Origin of the sequence: Nostoc sp. (assembly GCF_036917655.1) — a bacterium.
In the GTDB taxonomy this organism is placed as follows: domain Bacteria; phylum Cyanobacteriota; class Cyanobacteriia; order Cyanobacteriales; family Nostocaceae; genus Nostoc.
This window is the reverse complement of sequence record NZ_JBALCY010000029.1, coordinates 166,871-188,217: the sequence shown is the minus strand read 5'-3', so window position 1 is coordinate 188,217 and position 21,347 is coordinate 166,871. Positions and strand designations below refer to the sequence as shown.

Below are 21,347 nucleotides of genomic sequence, written 5' to 3'. Positions count from 1 at the left end.
CCGGTTTACAACCATCTAATACCAATTCGTAATTATGAAAATCAGTTGAAACTAACGAAGAGAATCTCCCCTTCGGTATTCGGCGGTTAGGTCGTCTAACTTTTGTTTCAAACTGTCGTCGAGTTTTAGTTCTACTGCCTTCAGAGAGTCAGCAAGTTGTTCTGGGCGGCTTGCGCCAATGATCGGGGCAGTGATAATCGGATTAGATAAAACCCAAGCCACCGCTAGGGTGGTGAGAGAAAATCCGGCGAGATCCGCTACTGTGCCTAAAGCCTCGACAGTATTGAACTCGCGATCGTGCCAGTAGCGATCTTGATAACGTTCTGCGGCAGCACCTAACGTGAAACGGGTGCCTGATGTCGGACCTTGAGCAAGAATATGTTTGCCGGTGAGCAGACCACCCGCCAAAGGATTGTAAGAAATTACACCCAGTCCTTCTTCTTTCGCTAGGGGCAATAGTTCTCGCTCAATTTCGCGGAATAATAGGTTGTAGCGGGGCTGAATTGAGATGAACCTAGTTAAATTGCGCGTCTCGGCGCGGCCCAAGGCGCGGGCGAGTCGGTAGGCTAAGAAGTTGGAAACCCCGATGTAGCGGACTTTACCAGCACGAACTACTGCATCCAGCGCTTCCAGAGTCTCATCGAGGGGGGTTGATGCATCGTCGGAGTGCAATTGGTACAGGTCGATATAATCGGTTCCCAAACGCCGCAACGAAGCATCGATCGCATCTAGAATATGTTTACGCGAAGCCCCCTGATCCCAAGGTGCAGGGCCAACTCGACCAACGCACTTGGTAGCCAAAATAAAATGTTCGCGTTTGCCTTTCAGCCAGCGCCCAACGATTTCCTCGGTACGCCCAGCAGTGGCAAGCCCGCCACCGAGGGGATAAACGTCGGCTGTATCCAAAAAGTTGATTCCGCCATCGGCTGCGGTGTCGAGGATGTGCCTGGAAGTTTCTTCATCGGTCTGCAATCCAAAGGTCATGGTGCCGAGACAGAGGCGCGAAACAGTCAATCCAGTTTTACCGAGATTGGTAGTTGGTAAGGTCATAGAGATGTTGTTGATTGAGAAAGTGTTGAAATTTTTAAATAGAATGCGATCGCAGAACTAAAAGCCTGTAGGACACATCAACTAAGTACAGCCTTTCCTTAATTCGTACCGAATTAAGGAAAGGCATACCCTGCATTGTTAATACATCGGCTTGCATTGTTAATGCATCGGCTTGCATTGTTAATGCGTCGGCTTGCATTGTTAATACATCGGCTTGCATTGTTAATACATCGGCTTGCATTAACAATGCTACGCTTTTACGCAAAACTGTACTAAGCCATGATTAACCAATAAAATAACGATGTCGGCATTTTTTAAGGCGTGAACCAATTTAACCAACCTTCCCAGTTTTGATATTGTTATGTTAGGCAGGCAAGATGCCTACCCCACGGAATATTGCAAGTTAGTTTTTGGACATTTTGCTTTCCTTAAGCGACTACAGAAGTTTCACGACGGCTCAGGGAAACCAGCCACTGTTGCAACTTCGGATCGCCGTATACTGCATCTGCAATAAAATGATCGCCTTCCGGCAGCACTGTCAAATCGACTTTCCCCCCGACTTTGCGTAAGCGCTCAACAAAATTCTCTGTATCCTCAATCGGCAGATTTTTGTCTTGTCCACCTTGGAATATCTGAACGGGAATGTCTTTGAGTGCAGCTAGTTCGCTTTCTTCTAATGTTTTGGGTACACGTCCAGACACAGGTACTAGACCTGCGAAGCGATCGGGATGCAAAGCAGCTATATGCCAGATCCCCGCCGAGCCTAAACTGAACCCGGCTAATATCACCCGCGCTGGATCAACAGGTTGGGAAGCGATCAGTTCATCAAGCAAAGCAAGCACATCATCCGCTCGATCTGCCCAAGTCTGTTCAGCCAGAATCTGGGGTGCGGCGAAGACATAAGGTAAAGAGTCGGATAAATCTACGAAACGAGGTAGACCCCATTTCAGTAGCACGTTTAAATCTGTTCCGCGATCGCGTCCTCCGTGCAAAAAAAGCACTAAGGGTGCAGGTTGCTTGGCATTGTCAGAAACAGGCGAGAAAAGATAAGGCAAGGAACCATTCTTGGTGTCGTGACGTTGTTCGATAGGCATAGTCTTGACTCATAATTTATATTCGGCATTGGGCAATTCAATTTTGGATTTTGGATTTTAAATTTTGGATTAAATTTCAATCTAAAATCTAAAATCTAAAATTCTTGCTCCCACGCGTACTAGGCAGAATCAGCTAACGCAGCCTTGATCGGCTGTTTCCACACTGCGGCGGTGTACAGTGAAGCATGGAAGTCCGGGGCGATATTGTCGCCTGTGATGCGTGCCTCGTGTAGCGCCCAGTCGGCGAAGAACAAGTCGTGGCTGATGCGTGCCACCACCGCCGGCACGTCGCGCCGAATGCTGGGTACGTCGCCGATTGGCAAGCCGAAGCTCACAAAGCCTGCCGGGTTGAAGACGTGGATATCCTTCAGGTAGGGTGCGCTGCCGGGTACTTTTTCCTGGTATTCGTGGGCGCTGCCAAGATAAGGGTGCGTACCTAGATCGTCGTCACGCTGGTCGGCTGGTGGCTCGTAGCGATCGCGCCAAAGTGCAATCTGATGTGCAAAGTCGGCTAGTTCAGGCCGCTTTGTCGGATCAACGAAATAGCCTGTACCTGCGATCGCAAAATCGAACTCGAAAACATCATCGTTCACCTGCGCGACGATGCGCCCGCCCTGCTCATGTGCTGATCTCCACGTCGCTGACAAGTGCAGGTGGAAGTTCGGGAATGCGATCGCCCGTTCAATTGCGTCGGCTGGGGGCGTAGAACCAACTTGACGAAAGCGCCAAGCCTGAAACCAGCGAGCTGCATCGGGCAGTTCTGGATAGTTGTCGTATGCGCCGGGATACCCACGCACGCGATTTACTGGCAGCGATGCGATCGCTGGCCGCCGCGCAAACAGATGCACCGCCTTTGCTCCCGATTCGAGTGCCACCCCTGCGGCATCGAAAGCCGAGGCCGCAGCGCCCAGCACCGCCACGGTCTTGCCGCGTAGCGCCCTGAAGTCGATGGCATCGGCGGTGTGTGCATACAGGGTACGTGGCAGAACAGCTAGCACCGATGGCACGTAGGGACCACCAGTGCCAGCCACACCGTTAGCAAAGATAATCTTGCGCGTGGTTTCCACCTGTGGGACACCGTTCACCTCAAGGTGCAGACGAAAGAAACCTTCTACTGGCTCGATCCGCACCAGCCGCGTCCGGTATCGAACCGGGATACCCAAAAACTGCCGATACCAACTGAGGTACTCGGCCCACACCAAGCGGGGGATGCGGTCGATCGCTGCGTAAGCCTCGACACCGTGCCGCGCCTCATACCAAGCCTGGAACGACAGCGCCGGGATGCCCAGCTCAGGTCCGGGTAAGTTCTTCGGTGTGCGTAGCTTATTCATCCGCGCTCGATTGAGCCACACGCCAGCATGGGCCTCGTCGTCAGCCGCGTCGATCACTGTTACGCCGCCGATGCTGGCGCGTCTCAGTGCAAATGCAAAGGTGCTGCCGCTACCACTGCCACCCACAACTGTAACGTTGTGATCCACGCCTGGGCGGTCGGGTATCCAGTTATCAGGATCGGGGCCGATTAGGCGTAGCGCCTCACGAGCCTCAATATCAGGGTCAGTCGTTATCGTCATATCGATCTCCCAGGCTGAAACGCTTTGAAAATGAGGGGGATGACGAGGAATAATTTTCATGTTTCTCCCTCATCTCCCTCATCTCGTCTTTTATCGGTCACGCCACTACTAAGTTCTTATCTACTTGCTTAAATTCGGTGTTACCTACTTTGGATTCGATCGCAGTACCCTTGAAGAATTCGGGGTTAGCTTGGGTGTAAAACTTGTAGGGATTAGCGAATACATAGGATCTGAAGTCAGCTTCGGAAATAACGCCTTCTTGCACCAAATCCCAGCTTTCAGCCAGTGGGGAAGTCAAATCTGGCACATCCCAGTGACCAACATCGGAGGAATAAATCGCGTTGATCTTGACTCCCAAGGGATTGGCTTTGTCGTTGAATGCCGCAGCGATCGTGCGATCGTCGGACTCGGAACCAAAGAAGAAACTATTCACCCAGCGATCGCGGATGTCTTCAATTGTTTCAATGCCTGCTGCTGCAAAATCGTCCAATTCGCTACCAATTGGCGCCCGGCTATGACGGCTGAATGAAGCTCCCAGTACACTCTTGGTCAATTCGTCCTTGTCGAGGGAATACCCTTGAGTAATTTCCGCACCGTAGTGTTCAAATATTTCAAATAGCTCATCAGCATTCGTCAATGCTGGATTGTAGTTTTGCAGCGCCTTTAGATTGCGCTTGGAGAAGCGATCTACTAAATGAATGTAGACGTGGGCACCCCAATCTGCGCCACCTTCCAGCATCGCTACACGCAACTGCGGAAAACGCTTGGTAACACCGCCGAAGAATAGTGCCTTGGCAAATGCTTGCGAACCATCGCCGAAGTGGCCGATATGGTTGTTCATGTAGTTACTGATGGAGGAGCGTCCAGTCCAACCCTGACTGCCGTAATGGGTGGTGACGGGTACGCCTAGTTCAACGACTTTGGCCCAGAAGGGATCGTAGTCGTATTCACTATCTAGTCCGTAAAAGTCGATATAAGAGGCATACTTGGCGATTTCGGGGAATTTATCGGCTGGATACTTATCAGCGATCGCTTTAATCGGTCGCTTCACACCTCCAGTGATATTAATAACCTTTAACCCAAGTGTTTTTACGGCAAATTCTAGCTCCTCAATGCCTTCTTGGGGAGTAGTTAAGGGAATGCCAGCTACCGGTGTCAGGCGATCGCTATATTTCCGGTAGATATCAGCATGATAGTGATTGACAGCCCGTTGCAGTGCCTGACGGTTCTCTGCACTTGCTCCAGCCGGTGCTAGGACATTATTTGGAAACAGCACCGAATAGTCTGATCCTTGCTCCGCCTGACGCTCATAGAGGAGTCCGGGGAGGGTGTAAGTGGCGAGATCCAGCGTATTTTTGGTAACTCTGGCCCACCAAGGCGATCGGATTGTGCGGTTGTATTGACGTTCTTCTGGAGTTTGTTGATACCAGTCTTTACCGTTGCTCTTGGAGTTAAGACGGGAGGCTTCGGTTTTACGTAGTTCGTCTACGAGTTTCACGCCGCCGTACTTGGCGATGTAATCCTCAAAAGCTGGGGTGAAATCATTGGTGTGAACGTCGGTGTCGATTACCGGATAATCAAGGGTTGCTCTGATTGCGGCGGAGCGTGAGGTCTTTAATCGGCTATATTCAGTCATGTTTTTTTCCTTAAAAAAATTACAGGGTTTTTGTAGAGACGCGATTTATCGCGTCTAATATCGCGTCTAAGATTTTCAAGTTCCGTAGGGCGGCGATCTACAGAAGGTGCAGTTTAAAAGGTATGGCTTAAACATCTGTGAAAAATTTATTTACGCTACTACTAAGTTCTTGTTCACTTGTTTAGCGGCAAAACCATTGCCCGGACGACGCAATCCCAGGTTTTCCCGCAAGGTACTGCCCTCGTATTCGGTACGGAACAATCCGCGTTTTTGCAAGACGGGAACGACTAGGTTAACGAAGTCATCTAATCCTGTGGGGAGGATTGGCGGCATGATATTAAAGCCATCTGCCGCACCGTTGTTGAACCATTCTTCTAACTGGTCGGCAATGGTTTCGGGAGTACCAAGTATGGTGCGATGTCCTCGTGCGGTGGCAAGGGAGAGATACAACTGGCGCAATGTGAGAGTCCCACGAGTCGCCAAATCTCTGACTAGTTTGAGACGACTTTTGTTAGTGTTGGTGTCGCTGGGCAGTTCGGGAGCCAAATCATCTAAAGAATATTTCGACAGTTCCACACCTTTGTAATAGTTCTTTAAAATCCCCCAGGCGACATCGGGATGAATCAGTGATTGCAGGAATTCGTACTTTTCTTGAGCTTCTGATTCGGTACGGCCAATGATTGGGAAAGCCCCAGGCATGATTTTTAGATCGTCTGGCGATCGCCCATATTGTGCCAGCCTACCTTTTATGTCAGCATAAAATTCTTGGGCATCAGCTAGGGTTTGATTGGCGGTAAAAATCACCTCGGCAGTGCGTGCGGCCAAGTCCCGTCCCGATTCGGAGGCTCCAGCCTGAACAATCACCGGGTAGCCTTGGGGCGGACGACCGACGTTCAAAGGGCCTTTTACGGAGAAATATTTGCCCTTGTGGTTGAGTGTATGTAGTTTATCTGGGTCGAAATAGATTCCAGATTCTTTGTCACGGATGAAAGCATCGTCTTCCCAACTATCCCACAGTCCTTTCACCACTTCCACAAACTCTTCGGCGCGTTCATAACGCTGGCTATGTTCCGGGTGATGCTCAAGCCCGAAATTACGTGCAGCATTCTCATTCCCTGTGGTGACTACATTCCACCCTGCTCGACCCTTACTCAAATAGTCCAGCGAGGCAAACTTCCGGGCCAGGGTGTAGGGTTCTTCATAGGTAGTTGAGGCGGTGGAAATGAAGCCAATATTTTGGGTAACAGAGGACAAAGCCGAGAAGAGAGTGACCGGCTCAAAATGGGCGATTTTACCGTTGCGATACTGAGCTTCTGGAGCGCCACCCCAGACTCCTGGGCTATCTGCCAAAAAAACTGCATCGAACAAGCCGCGTTGGGCAGTCTCGGTAATTTCCTTGTAATGCTCGAAATTCAATCCAGCATCTGCTTGGGCATCGGGGTGTCGCCAAGAGGATATGTGATGACCGGTGGCTTGAATGAATGCACCTAAACGAAACTTGCGTGTTGTGTTCATATACTTTTTTCTTGTCTATGGTATGATTGCTGATTTGCGTATAGCTAATGGCTTTTCATGTAACGTCAGCGATCGCTTGGTTAATTCCTAACTGCTTAATTGGTCAAACCCGAATGGCTATGTGGCAAGTGTCTAATAGACCTCTTGCAAAAGTCCCAAACACCCTAGCCTTAATCCCCTCTCGAAGAGCGGGTAACTCGGGGCCCCCTCTGGGGATTAGGGGCAGGGAGACAAAGCGTAGCTTTGGCGGGGTGGGGTTCAAATTTATTGATTTAGGCAAGAAGTCTAATGAAAAGACAACAGCATGTTTCCTTTCAACCTCTGACATCCACCCAAAAAATACTCTGATGGCACGATAAAATCCTTTCCCCATAAAGCTTTAAGGTACTCGTGTCTGGCTCTCAGGTATTCACCTCTTGCTAAACACTGAATGTAATAATGGAATACTTTGGCAGCAACTAAACTTGCGCTTCCGTTGCCTACTAATTGCTCTACAAGGAATGAAATAACCGAACTGTAAATAAGATTAATACCACAGCAGAATTAGGGATACTGCTGCTTGGCGCTCGAATTACCATAAATTTATGTAGCAATCTTACTCCGCAGATAGAGTTTACACGATGGATACAAAAAAATATGTGCTGAAAAACACAATACCATGAAATACTAATTATTAGCTTCTCGAACATTAAGTATTGCAAACTGATTGATTGCTCACTATGGAAATTCCAATTAAAAAAATATCCAACTATTTCTTATGGGATGGGCGAGACGCTCAGACTTCTCTCCACCCCACAAAATTAGATAGTTTATTTGTTGGAGTTCTCTATGTAATATGTCTGCTGCCCTTAAGAAGCATCTGTCTCAGAGCAACCGTCCCCTCATTCGATCGCAGCAGGCAGGAAAAAAGGACGTTGCATACATCACATGAGGCTGTGTACTATGCAATGTTAATACTGTCAGTCTACGGAGATAAAAGAGAATCGAAAGCGACTAGTATACTGTGGCGGAAGTTTGCCTATTTTTAACAAGGAGTCAAGAGTTATTAGTTTGCTCCTGTTTTCCTCAACAGATATCCTGAACTGTATTGCTATATTCAGACTCCGCTTTGTATAAGTTTAGGTAGCTATTTGCGAACGCTTAATTTTAAATTGAAGGGTAAAAAACCCAGCTTATTTATCAAAACCGGGTTTTTAAGTAATTGTTAATTTATTTCTGCACAGTACAACAAGGCAATAAAGGCTTGTTTACAACTTCTTTAATATCTACTGAATTCAATAAATCTTCCCAATATTTCTGAACTTCAGGATCATTAGGACGCTGGCGGCGTAAATTAGCTAAAGTTCTCAGAGCATCTTCCCAAAATCCAGCCGTTGCAAATAGAACTGCACGATCCAAGTCTGTGTTTGGTTGCTTTAGCTGAAGGGACAGGTTTTCATCTTGCGATCGCACTATCTGACCTTTTATATACGAGGATTTATCAGGGTTGCTAATATCACAAGTCATTGAAAAAGTCCAATTATACGTTTTACCGATTTGTAGAGATGGTTGATCGGCAGGTAAATTTATACTAACAATACCATTTTGCCCAACAGGTTTAAAAGTTCCCTTATACAAATCGGTATCATCATCACCCAAAACAAATTCTAGTGCTTGTACTGTTGTAGAGGTTTGAGGAACATAGAAAAAGAATGTGGGACGCTCTGCTGTGGTTCGTTGAGCTTCCTTATCTGTTGGTGTCAGGGGGATGAGATATTGTCCAGTTTGAAAGCAACTTCCTCGTGTTCCTGCTGACCTTACCCTACCAGGTCTACCTGGGACGAAGGCAATACGATTTCTACCGCGTTGAATGTAACCTGTAACATTTCTAATTGCAGTAGTAGCATACCTATCTCCAGGACGCGATCGCTCTGCTTGCTGAAAATATCCTAAAGCTTTTCGATAGTTTCTCCGTCTGGTCTCATTATAGCCAAGTTGCATATATTGGGTGTAAGCAGATTTGGCTTGTGCCAGTTGGTAAACCGACTCTGTTGCCAAAACCTGAGTAGTGATTACAGGCTCGAAGGGGAGAAATGCTAAAGCAGCAAGCAGATAGCTTGCCCAAAATCTATGTTTCATGATGTCCATTTCCACTTGTAGTACATTGCTTGGGTATATATAATACAATAGCCTAAGCTCTACAGTGGCAAGACTTTATGTGTGCTAGTTGTTGGGAAAGCTAGGTAGCTTTCTGATTTTTGTACAAGAAGATTCCCGACTTTTTAAGTAAGTTGGGAATCTGAGCTTTTAGATTTTCATTAGTACACCACGGCGTAAATCCAGCTAGCTAACAAGGGGCAATTATTCGTTGGGTACATGGTTGGGTGATTCCCGAACAAATTGCGATCGGACAAAATCCCTTGTTAAAGGTAGGCAAACTGACGCCACACTGTACTAGTCTAAAGTTGATAGACTATTGACTTTTATCTCTTCCCTAATGAGGTACAGCCAATTTTGCATCGGCTACCTGGGTATTATCAGCAACAATTTTGCGGAATAAATCACCTTCAATAGTCTCCTGTTCTGCTAGCAAATCTACTAAACGTTCCAAAACTATGCGGTTTTCTTGTAACAGTTCTTTTGCCTTGATGTAAGAACTGTTGACAATTTCGCGTACTTGTGCATCAATTTTGGCGGCAATTTCCTCAGAATAGTCTGATTTATTCATCCAGTCGCGTCCCAAAAAGACCTCTGCACTCTGATTTTCTAAGGACAATGGGCCTAATTCTGACATACCGAACCGTGTTACCATCTGCCGTGCCATCCCTGTCACCTGTTGCAGGTCATTCCCTGCACCTGTGGTCACTTCTGGCTTCCCAAAAACAATTTCCTCGGCGGCGCGACCACCCAAAGTAGCAGCAATCCGGGCTTTGAGTTGGGAACGCGAAACTAACCCCTGTTCTTCGTTGGGAGTAAACCAAGTTAATCCTAGTGCTTGTCCCCGTGGGATGAGTGTAACTTTCTGCACAGGGTCATGGTCTTTGAGCAATGTGCCCACTAAAGCATGTCCAACTTCATGATAGGCAATCAAGCGCTTGCTCTTGCTGTCTACTAAGGCAGTACCTTCCATACCTGCAACGACTCGATCTATAGCAGCATCAACTTCTAAAATGGTGACAGCTTCTTTGCGCCTCCTAGCAGTCAGAATGGCAGCTTCGTTGAGTAAGTTGGCTAAGTCTGCGCCAGTAAAACCAGGAGTGCGGCGAGCGATCGCTTCTAATGATACGCTAGGATCAATTTTTTTATTCCGCGCGTGGACTTGCAAAATTTCCAGTCGCCCTTTAAGATCCGGTGGATCGACCATCACTTGTCTGTCAAAGCGTCCTGGTCTGAGCAGCGCTGCATCTAGGACATCTGGGCGGTTAGTGGCAGCAATAATAATAATGCCTGTGTTCCCTTCAAAACCATCCATTTCGGTGAGCAGTTGGTTGAGGGTTTGTTCGCGCTCGTCGTTACCGCCACCGATACCAGCGCCCCGTTGTCTACCTACTGCGTCAATTTCATCGATAAATATTAGGCAAGGAGCATTATCTTTGGCTTTTTTGAAGAGGTCGCGCACACGGGATGCACCCACACCGACGAACATTTCCACGAATTCCGAACCGGAAATACTGAAAAATGGTACACCTGCTTCACCTGCGATCGCTTTTGCTAGTAGAGTTTTACCAGTACCAGGGGGGCCAATTAACAGCACTCCTTTGGGAATCCGTGCGCCTACAGCGGTAAATCTTTCTGGCTGTTTGAGGAAAGTAACAACTTCTTCAAGTTCTTCTTTAGCTTCTTCAACCCCGGCTACATCTTCAAATTTCACTCCAGTTTTTGCCTCCATTTGGAAGCGAGCTCTGGATTTGCCGAAATTCATCGCTTGGCTAGAAGCATTAGTAGAGCGACGGAGGAACAAAAGCATTAAAGCCAGCAGTGGCAAAATCCACATGAGATTGATCAACAGTCCAACAGCAGCTCGACTGTTAGCAGAGGAAACTTCGCCAAAATCAACTTTCTTCTCTTTGAGAATGTTAATTAACTCTGTGTTTTGCGCCAGAAGTCTCACCTGTTGCGGTGGTGTATCATCCTTTTGCCCCTTGAGATAAACTTTTGCGATCTGTTCGGTTTCGTCAAGCTCTACTTTTTGGATTTCTCCCGCGTTCGCTTTCTTGAGCAAGTCGCCATAGTTTAGAGAGGTACTCTCTGCTTTTTGTGCCAAGACGGGAGTACTCCCGAAAATTCCTGGCAACATAATCAAACTAGCAGCGATTGCACCAACCCAAGCAACGCCCTTTGAAGACTGCCCTTTTATCAATGCTTTTTTTCCCAAATTTGTCATAATAATTACCCTTTGTCTGCTGGCACAAGTTGAGCTATGGTTTTATGCCTATTCTTCTACCAAAAATTGTAATAACTGGAAATTACACTTTTCTTATCTAGTCTAACTTCCACAGAAGAGAGTGGGGACTGGGTATTGGGTATTGGGTACTGGGTATTGGGCATTTGGCATTTGGTATTGGGTATTGGCTATTGGCTATTACTATTAATTATTCTCCCTCACTTCCTCATCCCCAGCCCCCAGTCCCCTTGATATCAATTTGACACATTCCGACACAAATCGCTAAAATAAACATAGTCATAACGATTCCGCTTTTTAAAAAATCTGGTGATAGTAGCTAATTAATAGTTTGTGGGTTAATTATGGTCAAAATTGTTGGCATTGGTGGTAGTTTAAGACCCAACTCCTATACCCAGCTTGCTTTACAAGTAGCAGTGCAAAGGGTTGAAGCTGTGGGTGCAGAGGTAGAAATTCTCGATTTGCGGCAATTGCAGCTACCGTTTTGTACTGGCGCAAAGGAGTATCCAGAGTATCCAGATGTTCAGCGGTTGCAAGATACAGTCAGTCGCGCCGATGGATTAATTTTAGCAACACCTGAGTATCATGGTGGGGTTAGTGGTGTCCTAAAAAATGCTCTGGATTTAATGAGCTTTGAGCAACTGTCGGATAAAGTGACAGGACTAATTAGCGTCTTGGGTGGTCAGTCTAATAGTAATGCTTTAAATGAGCTACGGTTAATTATTCGTTGGGTACATGGTTGGGTGATTCCCGAACAAATTGCGATCGGGCAAGCTTGGGGTGCATTCAGTCCTGAAGGCAAGCTAGTAGATGAGAAACTCTCTCAAAGATTTGATGAATTTGCTCAGAGTTTAGTTGATAATACTCGCAAACTGCGGGGCGTAAATTAGTTGTAGGGTGGGCAAAGCTAGCATTGGTGTCAACTTAAGCCCAAACCCCTTTAAAGCCTCGTTTCCAGTCTCTGGCTGGAAATCATTCTCATTGCGGCTCTGCCGCCAGTCTTGAGGTAGCAGCCCCCCCATTAGCATTCCCAGTCGGAAACGGGGAACGAGATAATCTATAAAAGCTGCTTCTAGACTGGCTTTCACGTTAAGTTGACACGTATGCAAAGCAATGCCCACCCTACAAAACAAAACTCGAACTTTACTTAATTAGGACTTACCCAAAACTATACGCGGTAGGGGCAATTCATGAATTGCCCCTACTTGAAAATCAGGGTTTAGGCCATTGTTTGCGTAAGTCCTGTTAATGATGATGGTGGTGATGGTGATCCCCAGCTAGTTGAGGATTGACTGCCAAAGTTTGGTCTGACAGTAACTGTGCAATATGAGCATCAGCCCATTGGGCCGCCATAGCCAAAAATTCTGGATGGTCGTTGACGCAAGCCATTTGCACGTAGTTCGTACCAGGATGCTGTTTTTCTAAAGTATGGATGATATGGTGTACATCCAATAAAGTTTCGTGGTTTTCTGTAGCAAAGCCAATTGGCATAAATATCACTACTTTCGCACCTAATTGAATCAGGTTATTTGCAGCTTGCTCGGCGTTTGGCTGTGTCCAATCAATTAAAGGTGTATCATGATTGAGCCAACCCACTGAGATTAAGGGATAACGATTAATCAACTTATCCCGAACTAAATCGTACATTGCTTCACTTTCGGCAATCCCAGAAGTAAAACCTTTGGCTTTGTGGGGACAGCCATGATTCATTAACACAATACCGATTTGAGAAGGTAGATAAGCTGCGGCTAACTCAGCAATTTTCTCCTCAACCAGATGAGCCATCAAATCAATGTAGGCTGGCTCGTTGAAGAAAGAAGGAATGTAGCGCTGTCCTTTAACCCAGTGTTCTTCACCATCAGTTAACTCAACGAGAGCGTTGTTAACTTGCTCGATCGCAATACCACTAGTAAAGATAGAATCAACAACCAGCAGTGGGTAGATTAGCAGCTTATCGAAGCCTTGGTTTTTGATTTCTGCCAAGACTTGATTGGGTAGGAAAGGGGCGCAAAAGTTAAAAGCCTTGAAAACTTGGACATTATCGCCCCATTTTTCTTGTAAATGCTTCTCGATCCCAGCCCGCTGCTGTTCAAAGATGGCATTGTGTGGGGAGATAAAATCGTGGTGTGTGTGTCCCCACTCATGGCGGTCAAATAGCGCCAAAAGTTTTGCTAGGGGGGGATAAATCCAGGTTGGTACTGGTGCGAATTTTGCTGTCAGTAGATTTAAAGCCTGTTCGTTATAGTTGGCGAAATCTTCGTAGCTTTCGACTTCGCCGTAGCCCATAAGCAGTACGGCTACACGGTCTTTACCTGATAATTGCTCGTGGGTGTGTTGTACTTTTTCCGGCGTGGCAACCACAATGAGTTCCTCAATATAACCAGAGTGCAGAGAGATAGAAAGTTAGGGAATAGTTTGCACATTTTCCCTACTAGTAACATATTATCCCATCCAGGGGGATAGGATAGGTGCAAAAATAAAAAGAATACATCAAAAGACATACAAGACTTCCGTGGGGCATTGGGTATTGAGCATGGAAAATTGAATCAATGCGCCATCTGTATATAGCGGTTATCGGTTGGGTGAGGTACAGTTTTGACCTCTTTTCTTTTAGGAGAGAGGCTTTGAATTCTTCCCCCTTCCCGCGTCGGTAAGGAGGTTAGAGGATGTTTGAAAAGTCCTCTTGTCGGTAGCAAAACGTTTTAGATCCTTCTAAATTCCCCGATAAATTGGGGAACTTTGATTCCAATTCCCCCCTTTTTAAGGGGAGCCAGCGCGGTCTTGGGGTCTCCCCAAGTGGAGCGACTGGCGTGGGTTAGGGGGGATCAATAAGTGCCTAAAATCACAGCCAACCACTTTTCAAACAACCTCTTAGGGGGTTAGGTCTATCTACGTACCTCATCCAATTGAAAATGGCTATATCGCTGGAATAGCGAAAGCGGTTAAGATGCTGAAAAGTTGCATTTTCAATGAAATTAATTCGGTGCAGGTTTGTGCCAAATGCCTCTATCAAGATTTAAGTCTTCAACAATCCCCAACATCAAGTTGAGAGTTTCAAAATATTCTCTTAAAGGCGCAAAGCTTAACGCACTTTTATAGAGATTAGGGTCAAATATATTATTTTCTACTGCTTCTTCAATGGCTATGTATATCATGTCATAAACAAAGGAAATATAAATATTTCTATTAGTTTTCTTGCGAAAGTTAACTATTCTATCCATTAAATAAGTAGATAAGACATAACGTGCTTCTATTTGGTCATCACCATAAACAGTAAAAAATTTAGCAAATTCTGGATCTTCTAATTTGATTACCTGTTTTTTAGCATGATTAAGAGCATGAATATTAGTATTGATAATTTTTGGTTGAATAATCGTAACACTTCGCAAAATTTTGTTAAATTTAGCCTTAAAAAATAATCCTTTAAAGACTACACTTGCACGGATAACTTTATTTCTAAAAACTTCAGCTTCAAATTTTTTATATTCAATGTTTTTACCTTGTAAAATACTGCCAAATATATATGGAATTATTTTTAGTAATCTAAAAACTAAAAAACATACATAAAATGTAAATGGTGGGATAATAGTGAGAAAATACAACAAATACAAACTTGAGTAAATGGTTTCTGATCGCAAAATTTCAACTGATGGAAAATCTAAAGGATTTGTCCAAAAGTGTTTTAATTCTGATTCGGCGCGAATATTAGAAAAGTGGATATCAACACCATTGATTCTGCCATAAATATAATCATCTTGTATAATATTATTTGATTTTATAATTCCTTGAAACAGTTGGCTGTGGTCAAAGCTATCTGTAATATTTTTGATATCTATAGCTGAAGAATGATGTATATACCTTAATCTTCGTTTTTCATCAATAAAAGTGAATATTTTTTCGGGTACTTTTGATTTGTATGGGATAGAAAATGTTTCAAATGCTGCACTATAAAAAATTATCCAAATCCAACAAAGGAATAAAAAAACCAATAAATAATTGAAAAACAAAAATATAAATAGAAATGGTATAAATATTGTTACCGATCCAATTTGAAAAGGGACACTATTTTCAGTAGAAACTTTAAGAAAAGGAGATATAACTGGAAAGAACCTAACTAGTGCAATTACAAGAGATAAAAAAAGTAGATGAGCGGCAAAAATAGATAATAAAACTTGTTTTCTACGAGATTCAAATTCTTTTAATTCGCTCAATAGATTTTGCTGACAAAATACTTTGAATTCCTTTAATGTCTTTGGGGTAAACTTTTCAATAGGTGGTTCGGGTTTTTCTGGCAAGGTTTCGCTTGGTGGTTGTAGCTTAACTTGTGATTCGGTGGAGTTTGGTAGAGTCGCAGACACATCAATATTATCTATAAATAGGTCTGTAAATAAAAGTTGCCTTGCCCATTTTCTCATTGGTTCGTGTTCATTAATCAGGAGTTGCTGACAAAGAGCGATCGCTTGATTAATTTGCCCATTCTCTTGATATGCTTTTATCAGCCATTTGTGTGCTTGCAAATATTTTTTTGTAGCTGGAGAAGCCGCTTGACAAAAAACTTTTAAAGCTGGAATTGCTTTTTGGTAGCGTTTTTTAGTAAGGGCTTCATACCCAGTATTTATAAGTTCATCCTCCTGTGTAGGAGTGAGTGAAGTTTTAGTTGAATTTAGTGATGATTTTTGTTCTGTAGGTTTAGCTTCTGGAAATATTTCGGCAAGATAGTACTGTGTTAATATCTGAGTCGTTTGATGTTTACTGTTGCTCAATTCTTGGCATAAGTTAATTGCTTGATCAAAGCGTCCATTGTAGAGGTATGCGTCTAAAAGCAATACTCGTGCATACAAATATTCTTTTGTATTCGGTTCTATATTATTTTGGAAAAAAATTTCTAATCGCCGAAGTGCTAAAGTATAATTTTTATATTCTAATAGTTTAGCTATTCCGTTTAATAATTCCTGATTTTGTGCAGAATTAAATTTTGACATATTTTTAAACTTACTTATGGTTTATTTCAATATTTATATTATTTCTTGCTTCTAGATTAGCTTTGAACTGCAACTTTGATTGATATTTCATCCACGAGGCTATAATATTTGTCGGAAACATTTCTACTGCATTATTATATTCAGTTACGGCAGAGTTATAAAATCTTCTCGCGGCGGAAAGTTGTTCTTCTACTTCATTCAATGAATATTGTAATTGCATAAAATGACCGTTTGTTTTTAATTCGGGATATGCTTCCACTACTACTATAATTTTGTTTAATATTGTCGAAATTTGGTCTTCTATAGCAACTCGACTATTATCACTTAAGTTTTTTGAAGTTGCTCTACTTCTGAGCCTGCTAATTTCTATCAATATTTTTTGCTCAAATTGCATATACATTTGAGCTAAGGTAACAAGTCTAGGTATCAAATCGCTTCTTTTTTGCAGAATTACATCAACGCTAGAAAATGCATTATCAACTTGGTTCTTTTTATGAATTAAACTATTATATAAAATAATAAAAATAATCAACAATAAAACCGTCAAAGTAATTACAAAGTTAAACATTTGATTGATAGAGTTAATCTAATAATATTTATAACTTAAATTAATGAATCGTTTAAATAGTATTCTTTCGGTAAACTATGTGAAGCAGCTATAATTTACTCAGTAAAAATAAGGTGATATAGCAATCCTAAATTATTTATGAAAACTTCATTTTTTTCTTGTTTTTTCTTCTCTAGGAGAGGCTGCGCCAACGAGACGCTCTGCGAACGTGTCCTTCGCTAATAGACCGCCACAGCAGATTTAAGTTATTAATACTAAAAGCTGCTAGTACGATATAGATCCGACCATGCAGGCATAAAGATTTACTTGCAATGCCCAATTTTCTGAATATAGAGATGAGTATAATTATTTGCCCTGGAATTCATGAGCCAGACTTAACTGAAAGCTTTAAAGTCGAATTAATAGATATAATTTCTAATGGCGCGATCGCTCTTAATTACGTAAATATACTGGTTTATCCGGGTAAAGATGTTTTGGTTTTATCAGCATTTCATATCTTGCAGTTTTTGCGTGATCGCTTGACCAACTCTCTAAAATCGCCAATTATATTTATTAGCTTTAGTGCTGGCGTAGTTGGGGCAATAGGGGCAGCGTGTTTGTGGCAACTCTTGGGTGGTCGTGTCAAAGCGTTTATTGCTATAGATGGATGGGGAGTACCACTACAGGCTAATTTCCCTATTCATCGGATGAGCCATGATTATTTCACCCATTGGAGTTCTTGTTTGCTAGGTAGTGGGCAAAATAACTTTTATGCACAGCCAGCAGTTGATCATTTGTCAATCTGGCGATCGCCCCAAACTGTACAAGGCTGCTGGGTAGATTCCTCCATTGAGATTATTCCACCCAAAGGTCATCTCACAGCAGCTGAGTTTTTGCTTATGCTGTTAAAGCGCTATGAAGCAAATTAGTCCGGACAATAGAGTTGGTAAGCAGGAGTTATGAGTTATGAGTGAGGAGTGAGGAGTTTGAAGTTAGGAGTTTGGAGTCAGCATTTATTCTCCTCTCTGCCCAATGCCCAATGCCCCATGCCCCATGCCCCATGCCCCATGCCCAATGCCCAATGCCCCATCTACCCAAAGAAAGTATCTGATGTTTCCAACTGAACCTGCTACTGTTAATAACGGGTTTGGCGCACTGCTAAAAAACCGTGGTTTTATGCTCCTGTGGATTGGGCAAGTGCTGTCCCAGTTAGCAGATAAGGTCTTCTTCGTTTTGCTGATTGCTCTGCTGGAGAACTACCCACCGCTTGCTGGGTTGGCACAAAACTCGATGTACTCAACCTTGATGCTGTCGTTTACAATACCAGCAATTTTGTTCGGTTCTGCTGGTGGTATCTTTGTTGACCGCTTCCCAAAAAAGCTGATTATGGTCGGATCAGATGTCGTGCGGGGAATATTGACGCTATGTCTTCCCTTGTTACCACGACAGTTTGTGATTCTGTTAATCCTGACTTTTGCTATTTCCACGGTGACGCAGTTTTTTGCACCAGCAGAACAAGCAGCGATTCCCTTGTTGGTGAAGCGAGAAAATTTGTTGGCAGCCAATGCGCTGTTTACCAGCACGATGATGGGAGCTTTAATTGTTGGCTTTGCGATCGGAGAGCCGATTTTAAGTTTGGCGAAAAGCTTGATGGGACAAGAATACGGTCAAGAGCTTGTGGTTGGTGGATTATACATATTATCGGCTGCAATCATCCAGCCAATTAAGTTTAAAGAACCCAAACGACCAAGGGAACATCGGGCATCAAATAACCCTTGGGCTGAATTCACCGAGAGCCTACGCTATCTCAAGAAAAACCCTTTGATCTTGAACGCCATGCTGCAACTGACAACTTTATATTGTGTGTTTGCAGCCTTAACAGTGCTGACGATTCGATTAGCCGAGGAGTTTGGTCTAAAAGAAAAACAGTTTGGCTTTTTCTTGGCAGCAGCAGGGGTAGGTATGGTATCTGGTGCGGCGATTTTAGGTCATTGGGGTGAGAAATTGCATCACAAGCCCCTACCTTTAATTGGATTTTTGATGATGGCACTAGTTTTAGGGGTGTTCACTTTTACGCACAACTTATTACTGGCGCTAGGACTCTGTGCATTTTTGGGTGTAGGTGCTGCCCTAATTGGCGTACCCATGCAAACTTTAATTCAACAGCAAACACCACCTACCATGCACGGTAAAGTATTTGGCTTTCAAAATCATGCCGTCAACATCGCTCTGGCGTTACCTCTGGCGATTACTGGGCCATTAACTGATGCTCTGGGCTTGCGAATTGTGCTTGTGGGAATGAGTATTGTTGTCGTAGTTGTTGGTGTTTGGGCTTGGAAAAATACCCGCAATGTCTTGCAAGACGTAATTTAATTAATGTAGGCTAATAGTCTAGCTTTATATTTAATATAAAAATTTATAAGATTTTGATTGAAGTTTTCAATTAAAATGAAATCTTAACTACAGAATTCAGCATTAACTTTAGCTATAGTCTGAGGTTTGACCGTGCGATCGCTTGACCAAATTAGTCTCCCCCAAACCGAGAATCACAAACAGTCCCGTACTTCTAGCCCGCCAGTGGTGCCCAAACGTGCATCTGGCGGTTTTGCTCTGCTTGACAGCCTTCATCGCCACGGCGTTGATTATATTTTCGGTTATCCTGGTGGGGCAATTCTCCCAATTTACGACGACCTGTATAAGGTGCAAGCAACTGGCGCTATGAAGCACATTCTCGTGAGACACGAGCAAGGTGCAGCCCACGCTGCTGATGGTTACGCCCGTGCCACGGGGAAAGTAGGAGTATGCTTTGGCACTTCTGGCCCAGGAGCAACTAACTTGGTGACAGGCATCGCCACAGCTTACATGGATTCGATCCCGATGGTTGTGGTAACAGGACAGGTAGCACGTCCGTCGATTGGTACAGATGCCTTTCAGGAAACTGATATTTACGGGATTACCCTACCGATTGTGAAGCACTCCTATGTAGTGCGTGACCCCAAAGATATGGCGCGAATTGTCGCCGAAGCTTTCCACATCGCTAGCACTGGGCGTCCGGGGCCAGTTTTGATTGATGTCCCCAAAGATGTAGCTTTAGAAGAATTTGACTATGTGCCTGTAAAACCAGGTTCAGTGAAGTTACGCGGTTATCGTCCCACGGTGAAGGGAAATCCCCGGCAAATTAATGCCGCGATCCAGTTGATTGCTGAAAGTCGCCGGCCGCTATTGTATGTCGGTGGTGGTGCGATCGCAGCTGGTGCCCATGAAGAAGTAAAAGAACTAGCTGAATTATTCAATATCCCTGTCACCACAACCTTAATGGGGATCGGGGCATTTGACGAACATCATCCCCTAGCTTTGGGAATGTTGGGGATGCACGGCACTGCTTACGCTAACTTTGCTGTCAGTGATTGTGACTTGCTGATTTGCGTTGGGGCTAGATTTGACGATCGCGTTACAGGCAAGTTAGACGAATTCGCTTCCCGTGCCAAAGTAATTCACATCGACATCGATCCGGCAGAAGTCGGCAAAAACCGCGTTCCCGAAGTGCCCATCGTTGGCGATGTGCGGAACGTCTTAGTAGACTTGTTGCGTCGATGCAAAGAAACAGGCGTCAAAGCTACACCTAATCAAAACCAAGAGTGGCTAAATCTAGTTAACCGTTGGCGCGAAGAGTATCCTCTAATAGTGCCGCACCATCCCGACAGCATTTCCCCCCAAGAAGTGATCGTAGAAGTCAGTCGCCAAGCACCCCACGCTTTCTACACCACAGATGTCGGACAGCATCAAATGTGGGCGGCGCAATTCCTGAAGAATGGCCCAAGGCGCTGGATTTCTAGTGCTGGTTTAGGAACAATGGGTTTTGGCTTACCTGCGGCAATGGGCGCTAAAGTAGCGTTTCCTGATGAAGAAGTTATCTGTATTAGCGGTGATGCCAGTTTCCAAATGTGTTTGCAGGAACTTGGTACACTTGCACAGTATGGGATAAATGTCAAGACATTAATTATCAATAACGGCTGGCAAGGGATGGTGCGCCAGTGGCAGCAAGCCTTCTATGGTGAGCGTTACTCATGCTCCAACATGGAAGTAGGGATGCCAGACGTAGAGTTATTGGCAAAAGCCTATGGGATTAAAGGCATGGTAATCAGCGATCGCAGTGAATTGAAAGATGCGATCGCCGAAATGCTGGCACATAATGGTCCGGTAATCGTGAATGTCCACGTCACCAGAGACGAAAACTGCTATCCAATGGTAATCCCTGGCAAGAGCAACGCTCAAATGGTCGGCTTGCAGAAGCAACCACCGAAAGCCGCAGTAGAAGCAGTTTATTGTAGCCACTGTAGCGCCAAAAATGCTCCTACTCACAACTTCTGCGCTGAGTGTGGGACAAAGTTGTAACGCTTTTTGATAATTCCGGGCAGTTTAACCGTTTTTATACGCAGAGAAATGTATTCTCTGCGTATTTTTTATGAAAAAAAGATTCATACCAATGTGTTTTTCTGCATTCTTTTGGGAATCCTAAATTTTAGGAAGCTTTTTACTTCCTGAAATCTCACGTAACTTTTAAAGGATAA

General features: G+C 44.4%; 16 protein-coding genes. 4 read left to right on the top strand and 12 right to left on the bottom strand.

The window, feature by feature from the left end:
* Positions 1 to 51: 51 nt before the first annotated feature.
* The 8 genes from V7K30_RS13045 to ftsH all read right to left on the bottom strand — a co-directional run bounded on the left by V7K30_RS13045 (position 52) and on the right by ftsH (position 11,229).
* Positions 52 to 1,050: an aldo/keto reductase gene (locus tag V7K30_RS13045; protein WP_334999707.1), complete on the bottom strand. Its 999-nt coding sequence runs from the start codon at positions 1,048 to 1,050 to the stop codon at positions 52 to 54.
* A 34-nt stretch (positions 1,051 to 1,084) separates the two neighbouring features.
* Complete coding sequence (locus V7K30_RS13040) at positions 1,085 to 1,291, bottom strand: hypothetical protein (protein ID WP_334999705.1); 207 nt, start codon at positions 1,289 to 1,291, stop codon at positions 1,085 to 1,087.
* A 187-nt stretch (positions 1,292 to 1,478) separates the two neighbouring features.
* A complete protein-coding gene (locus V7K30_RS13035) occupies positions 1,479 to 2,144 on the bottom strand; it encodes a dienelactone hydrolase family protein (protein WP_334999703.1) in 666 nt (221 codons plus the stop codon).
* A gap of 119 nt (positions 2,145 to 2,263) precedes the next feature.
* Complete coding sequence (locus V7K30_RS13030) at positions 2,264 to 3,775, bottom strand: SidA/IucD/PvdA family monooxygenase (protein WP_334999701.1); 1,512 nt, start codon at positions 3,773 to 3,775, stop codon at positions 2,264 to 2,266.
* 37 nt (positions 3,776 to 3,812) lie between these two features.
* A complete protein-coding gene (locus tag V7K30_RS13025; RefSeq protein WP_334999699.1) occupies positions 3,813 to 5,351 on the bottom strand; it encodes an amidohydrolase family protein in 1,539 nt (512 codons plus the stop codon).
* A gap of 150 nt (positions 5,352 to 5,501) precedes the next feature.
* On the bottom strand, positions 5,502 to 6,866 hold the full coding sequence (locus tag V7K30_RS13020; RefSeq protein ID WP_334999697.1) for an LLM class flavin-dependent oxidoreductase: 1,365 nt from the start codon (positions 6,864 to 6,866) through the stop codon (positions 5,502 to 5,504).
* Between the two features lie 1,209 nt (positions 6,867 to 8,075).
* Entirely contained in the window at positions 8,076 to 8,984 is a 909-nt protein-coding gene (locus V7K30_RS13015; RefSeq protein WP_334999695.1) for a DUF928 domain-containing protein, read from the bottom strand.
* 355 nt (positions 8,985 to 9,339) lie between these two features.
* Positions 9,340 to 11,229, bottom strand: coding sequence for an ATP-dependent zinc metalloprotease FtsH (gene ftsH / locus V7K30_RS13010; RefSeq protein WP_334999693.1), 1,890 nt, complete (start codon positions 11,227 to 11,229; stop codon positions 9,340 to 9,342).
* A gap of 362 nt (positions 11,230 to 11,591) precedes the next feature.
* Here ftsH and V7K30_RS13005 point away from each other — a divergent pair, with 362 nt between their 5' ends.
* Positions 11,592 to 12,137 (top strand): NADPH-dependent FMN reductase, encoded by a 546-nt coding sequence (locus V7K30_RS13005; protein ID WP_334999691.1) that lies wholly within the window; start codon positions 11,592 to 11,594, stop codon positions 12,135 to 12,137.
* On the opposite strand, the gene V7K30_RS13000 is transcribed toward V7K30_RS13005, so the two are convergent.
* From V7K30_RS13000 to V7K30_RS12985, 4 genes are all read right to left on the bottom strand, one after another.
* Positions 12,099 to 12,335, bottom strand: coding sequence for a hypothetical protein (locus V7K30_RS13000; RefSeq protein WP_334999689.1), 237 nt, complete (start codon positions 12,333 to 12,335; stop codon positions 12,099 to 12,101). The genes V7K30_RS13005 and V7K30_RS13000 overlap by 39 nt on opposite strands.
* Positions 12,336 to 12,492: 157 nt before the next feature.
* The gene (locus tag V7K30_RS12995; protein ID WP_334999687.1) at positions 12,493 to 13,608 is read right to left on the bottom strand and encodes a ferrochelatase; all 1,116 of its coding nucleotides are present in this window, start codon (positions 13,606 to 13,608) and stop codon (positions 12,493 to 12,495) included.
* Positions 13,609 to 14,222: 614 nt separating this feature from the next.
* Positions 14,223 to 16,229 (bottom strand): DUF3137 domain-containing protein, encoded by a 2,007-nt coding sequence (locus V7K30_RS12990; RefSeq protein WP_334999685.1) that lies wholly within the window; start codon positions 16,227 to 16,229, stop codon positions 14,223 to 14,225.
* A 10-nt stretch (positions 16,230 to 16,239) separates the two neighbouring features.
* The gene (locus V7K30_RS12985; RefSeq protein ID WP_334999683.1) at positions 16,240 to 16,797 is read right to left on the bottom strand and encodes a LemA family protein; all 558 of its coding nucleotides are present in this window, start codon (positions 16,795 to 16,797) and stop codon (positions 16,240 to 16,242) included.
* Positions 16,798 to 17,132: 335 nt separating this feature from the next.
* Here V7K30_RS12985 and V7K30_RS12980 point away from each other — a divergent pair, with 335 nt between their 5' ends.
* The 3 genes from V7K30_RS12980 (at position 17,133) to ilvB (ending at position 21,171) form a co-directional block, all read left to right on the top strand.
* On the top strand, positions 17,133 to 17,705 hold the full coding sequence (locus V7K30_RS12980; protein WP_334999681.1) for a hypothetical protein: 573 nt from the start codon (positions 17,133 to 17,135) through the stop codon (positions 17,703 to 17,705).
* A 181-nt stretch (positions 17,706 to 17,886) separates the two neighbouring features.
* Positions 17,887 to 19,149 carry an MFS transporter gene (locus V7K30_RS12975; RefSeq protein ID WP_334999764.1) on the top strand — a complete coding sequence of 421 codons (1,263 nt, stop codon included), beginning with the start codon at positions 17,887 to 17,889 and terminating at the stop codon, positions 19,147 to 19,149.
* A gap of 132 nt (positions 19,150 to 19,281) precedes the next feature.
* Positions 19,282 to 21,171, top strand: a complete 1,890-nt coding sequence (ilvB, locus tag V7K30_RS12970; RefSeq protein ID WP_334999679.1) for a biosynthetic-type acetolactate synthase large subunit — start codon at positions 19,282 to 19,284, stop codon at positions 21,169 to 21,171.
* Positions 21,172 to 21,347 lie beyond the last annotated feature (176 nt).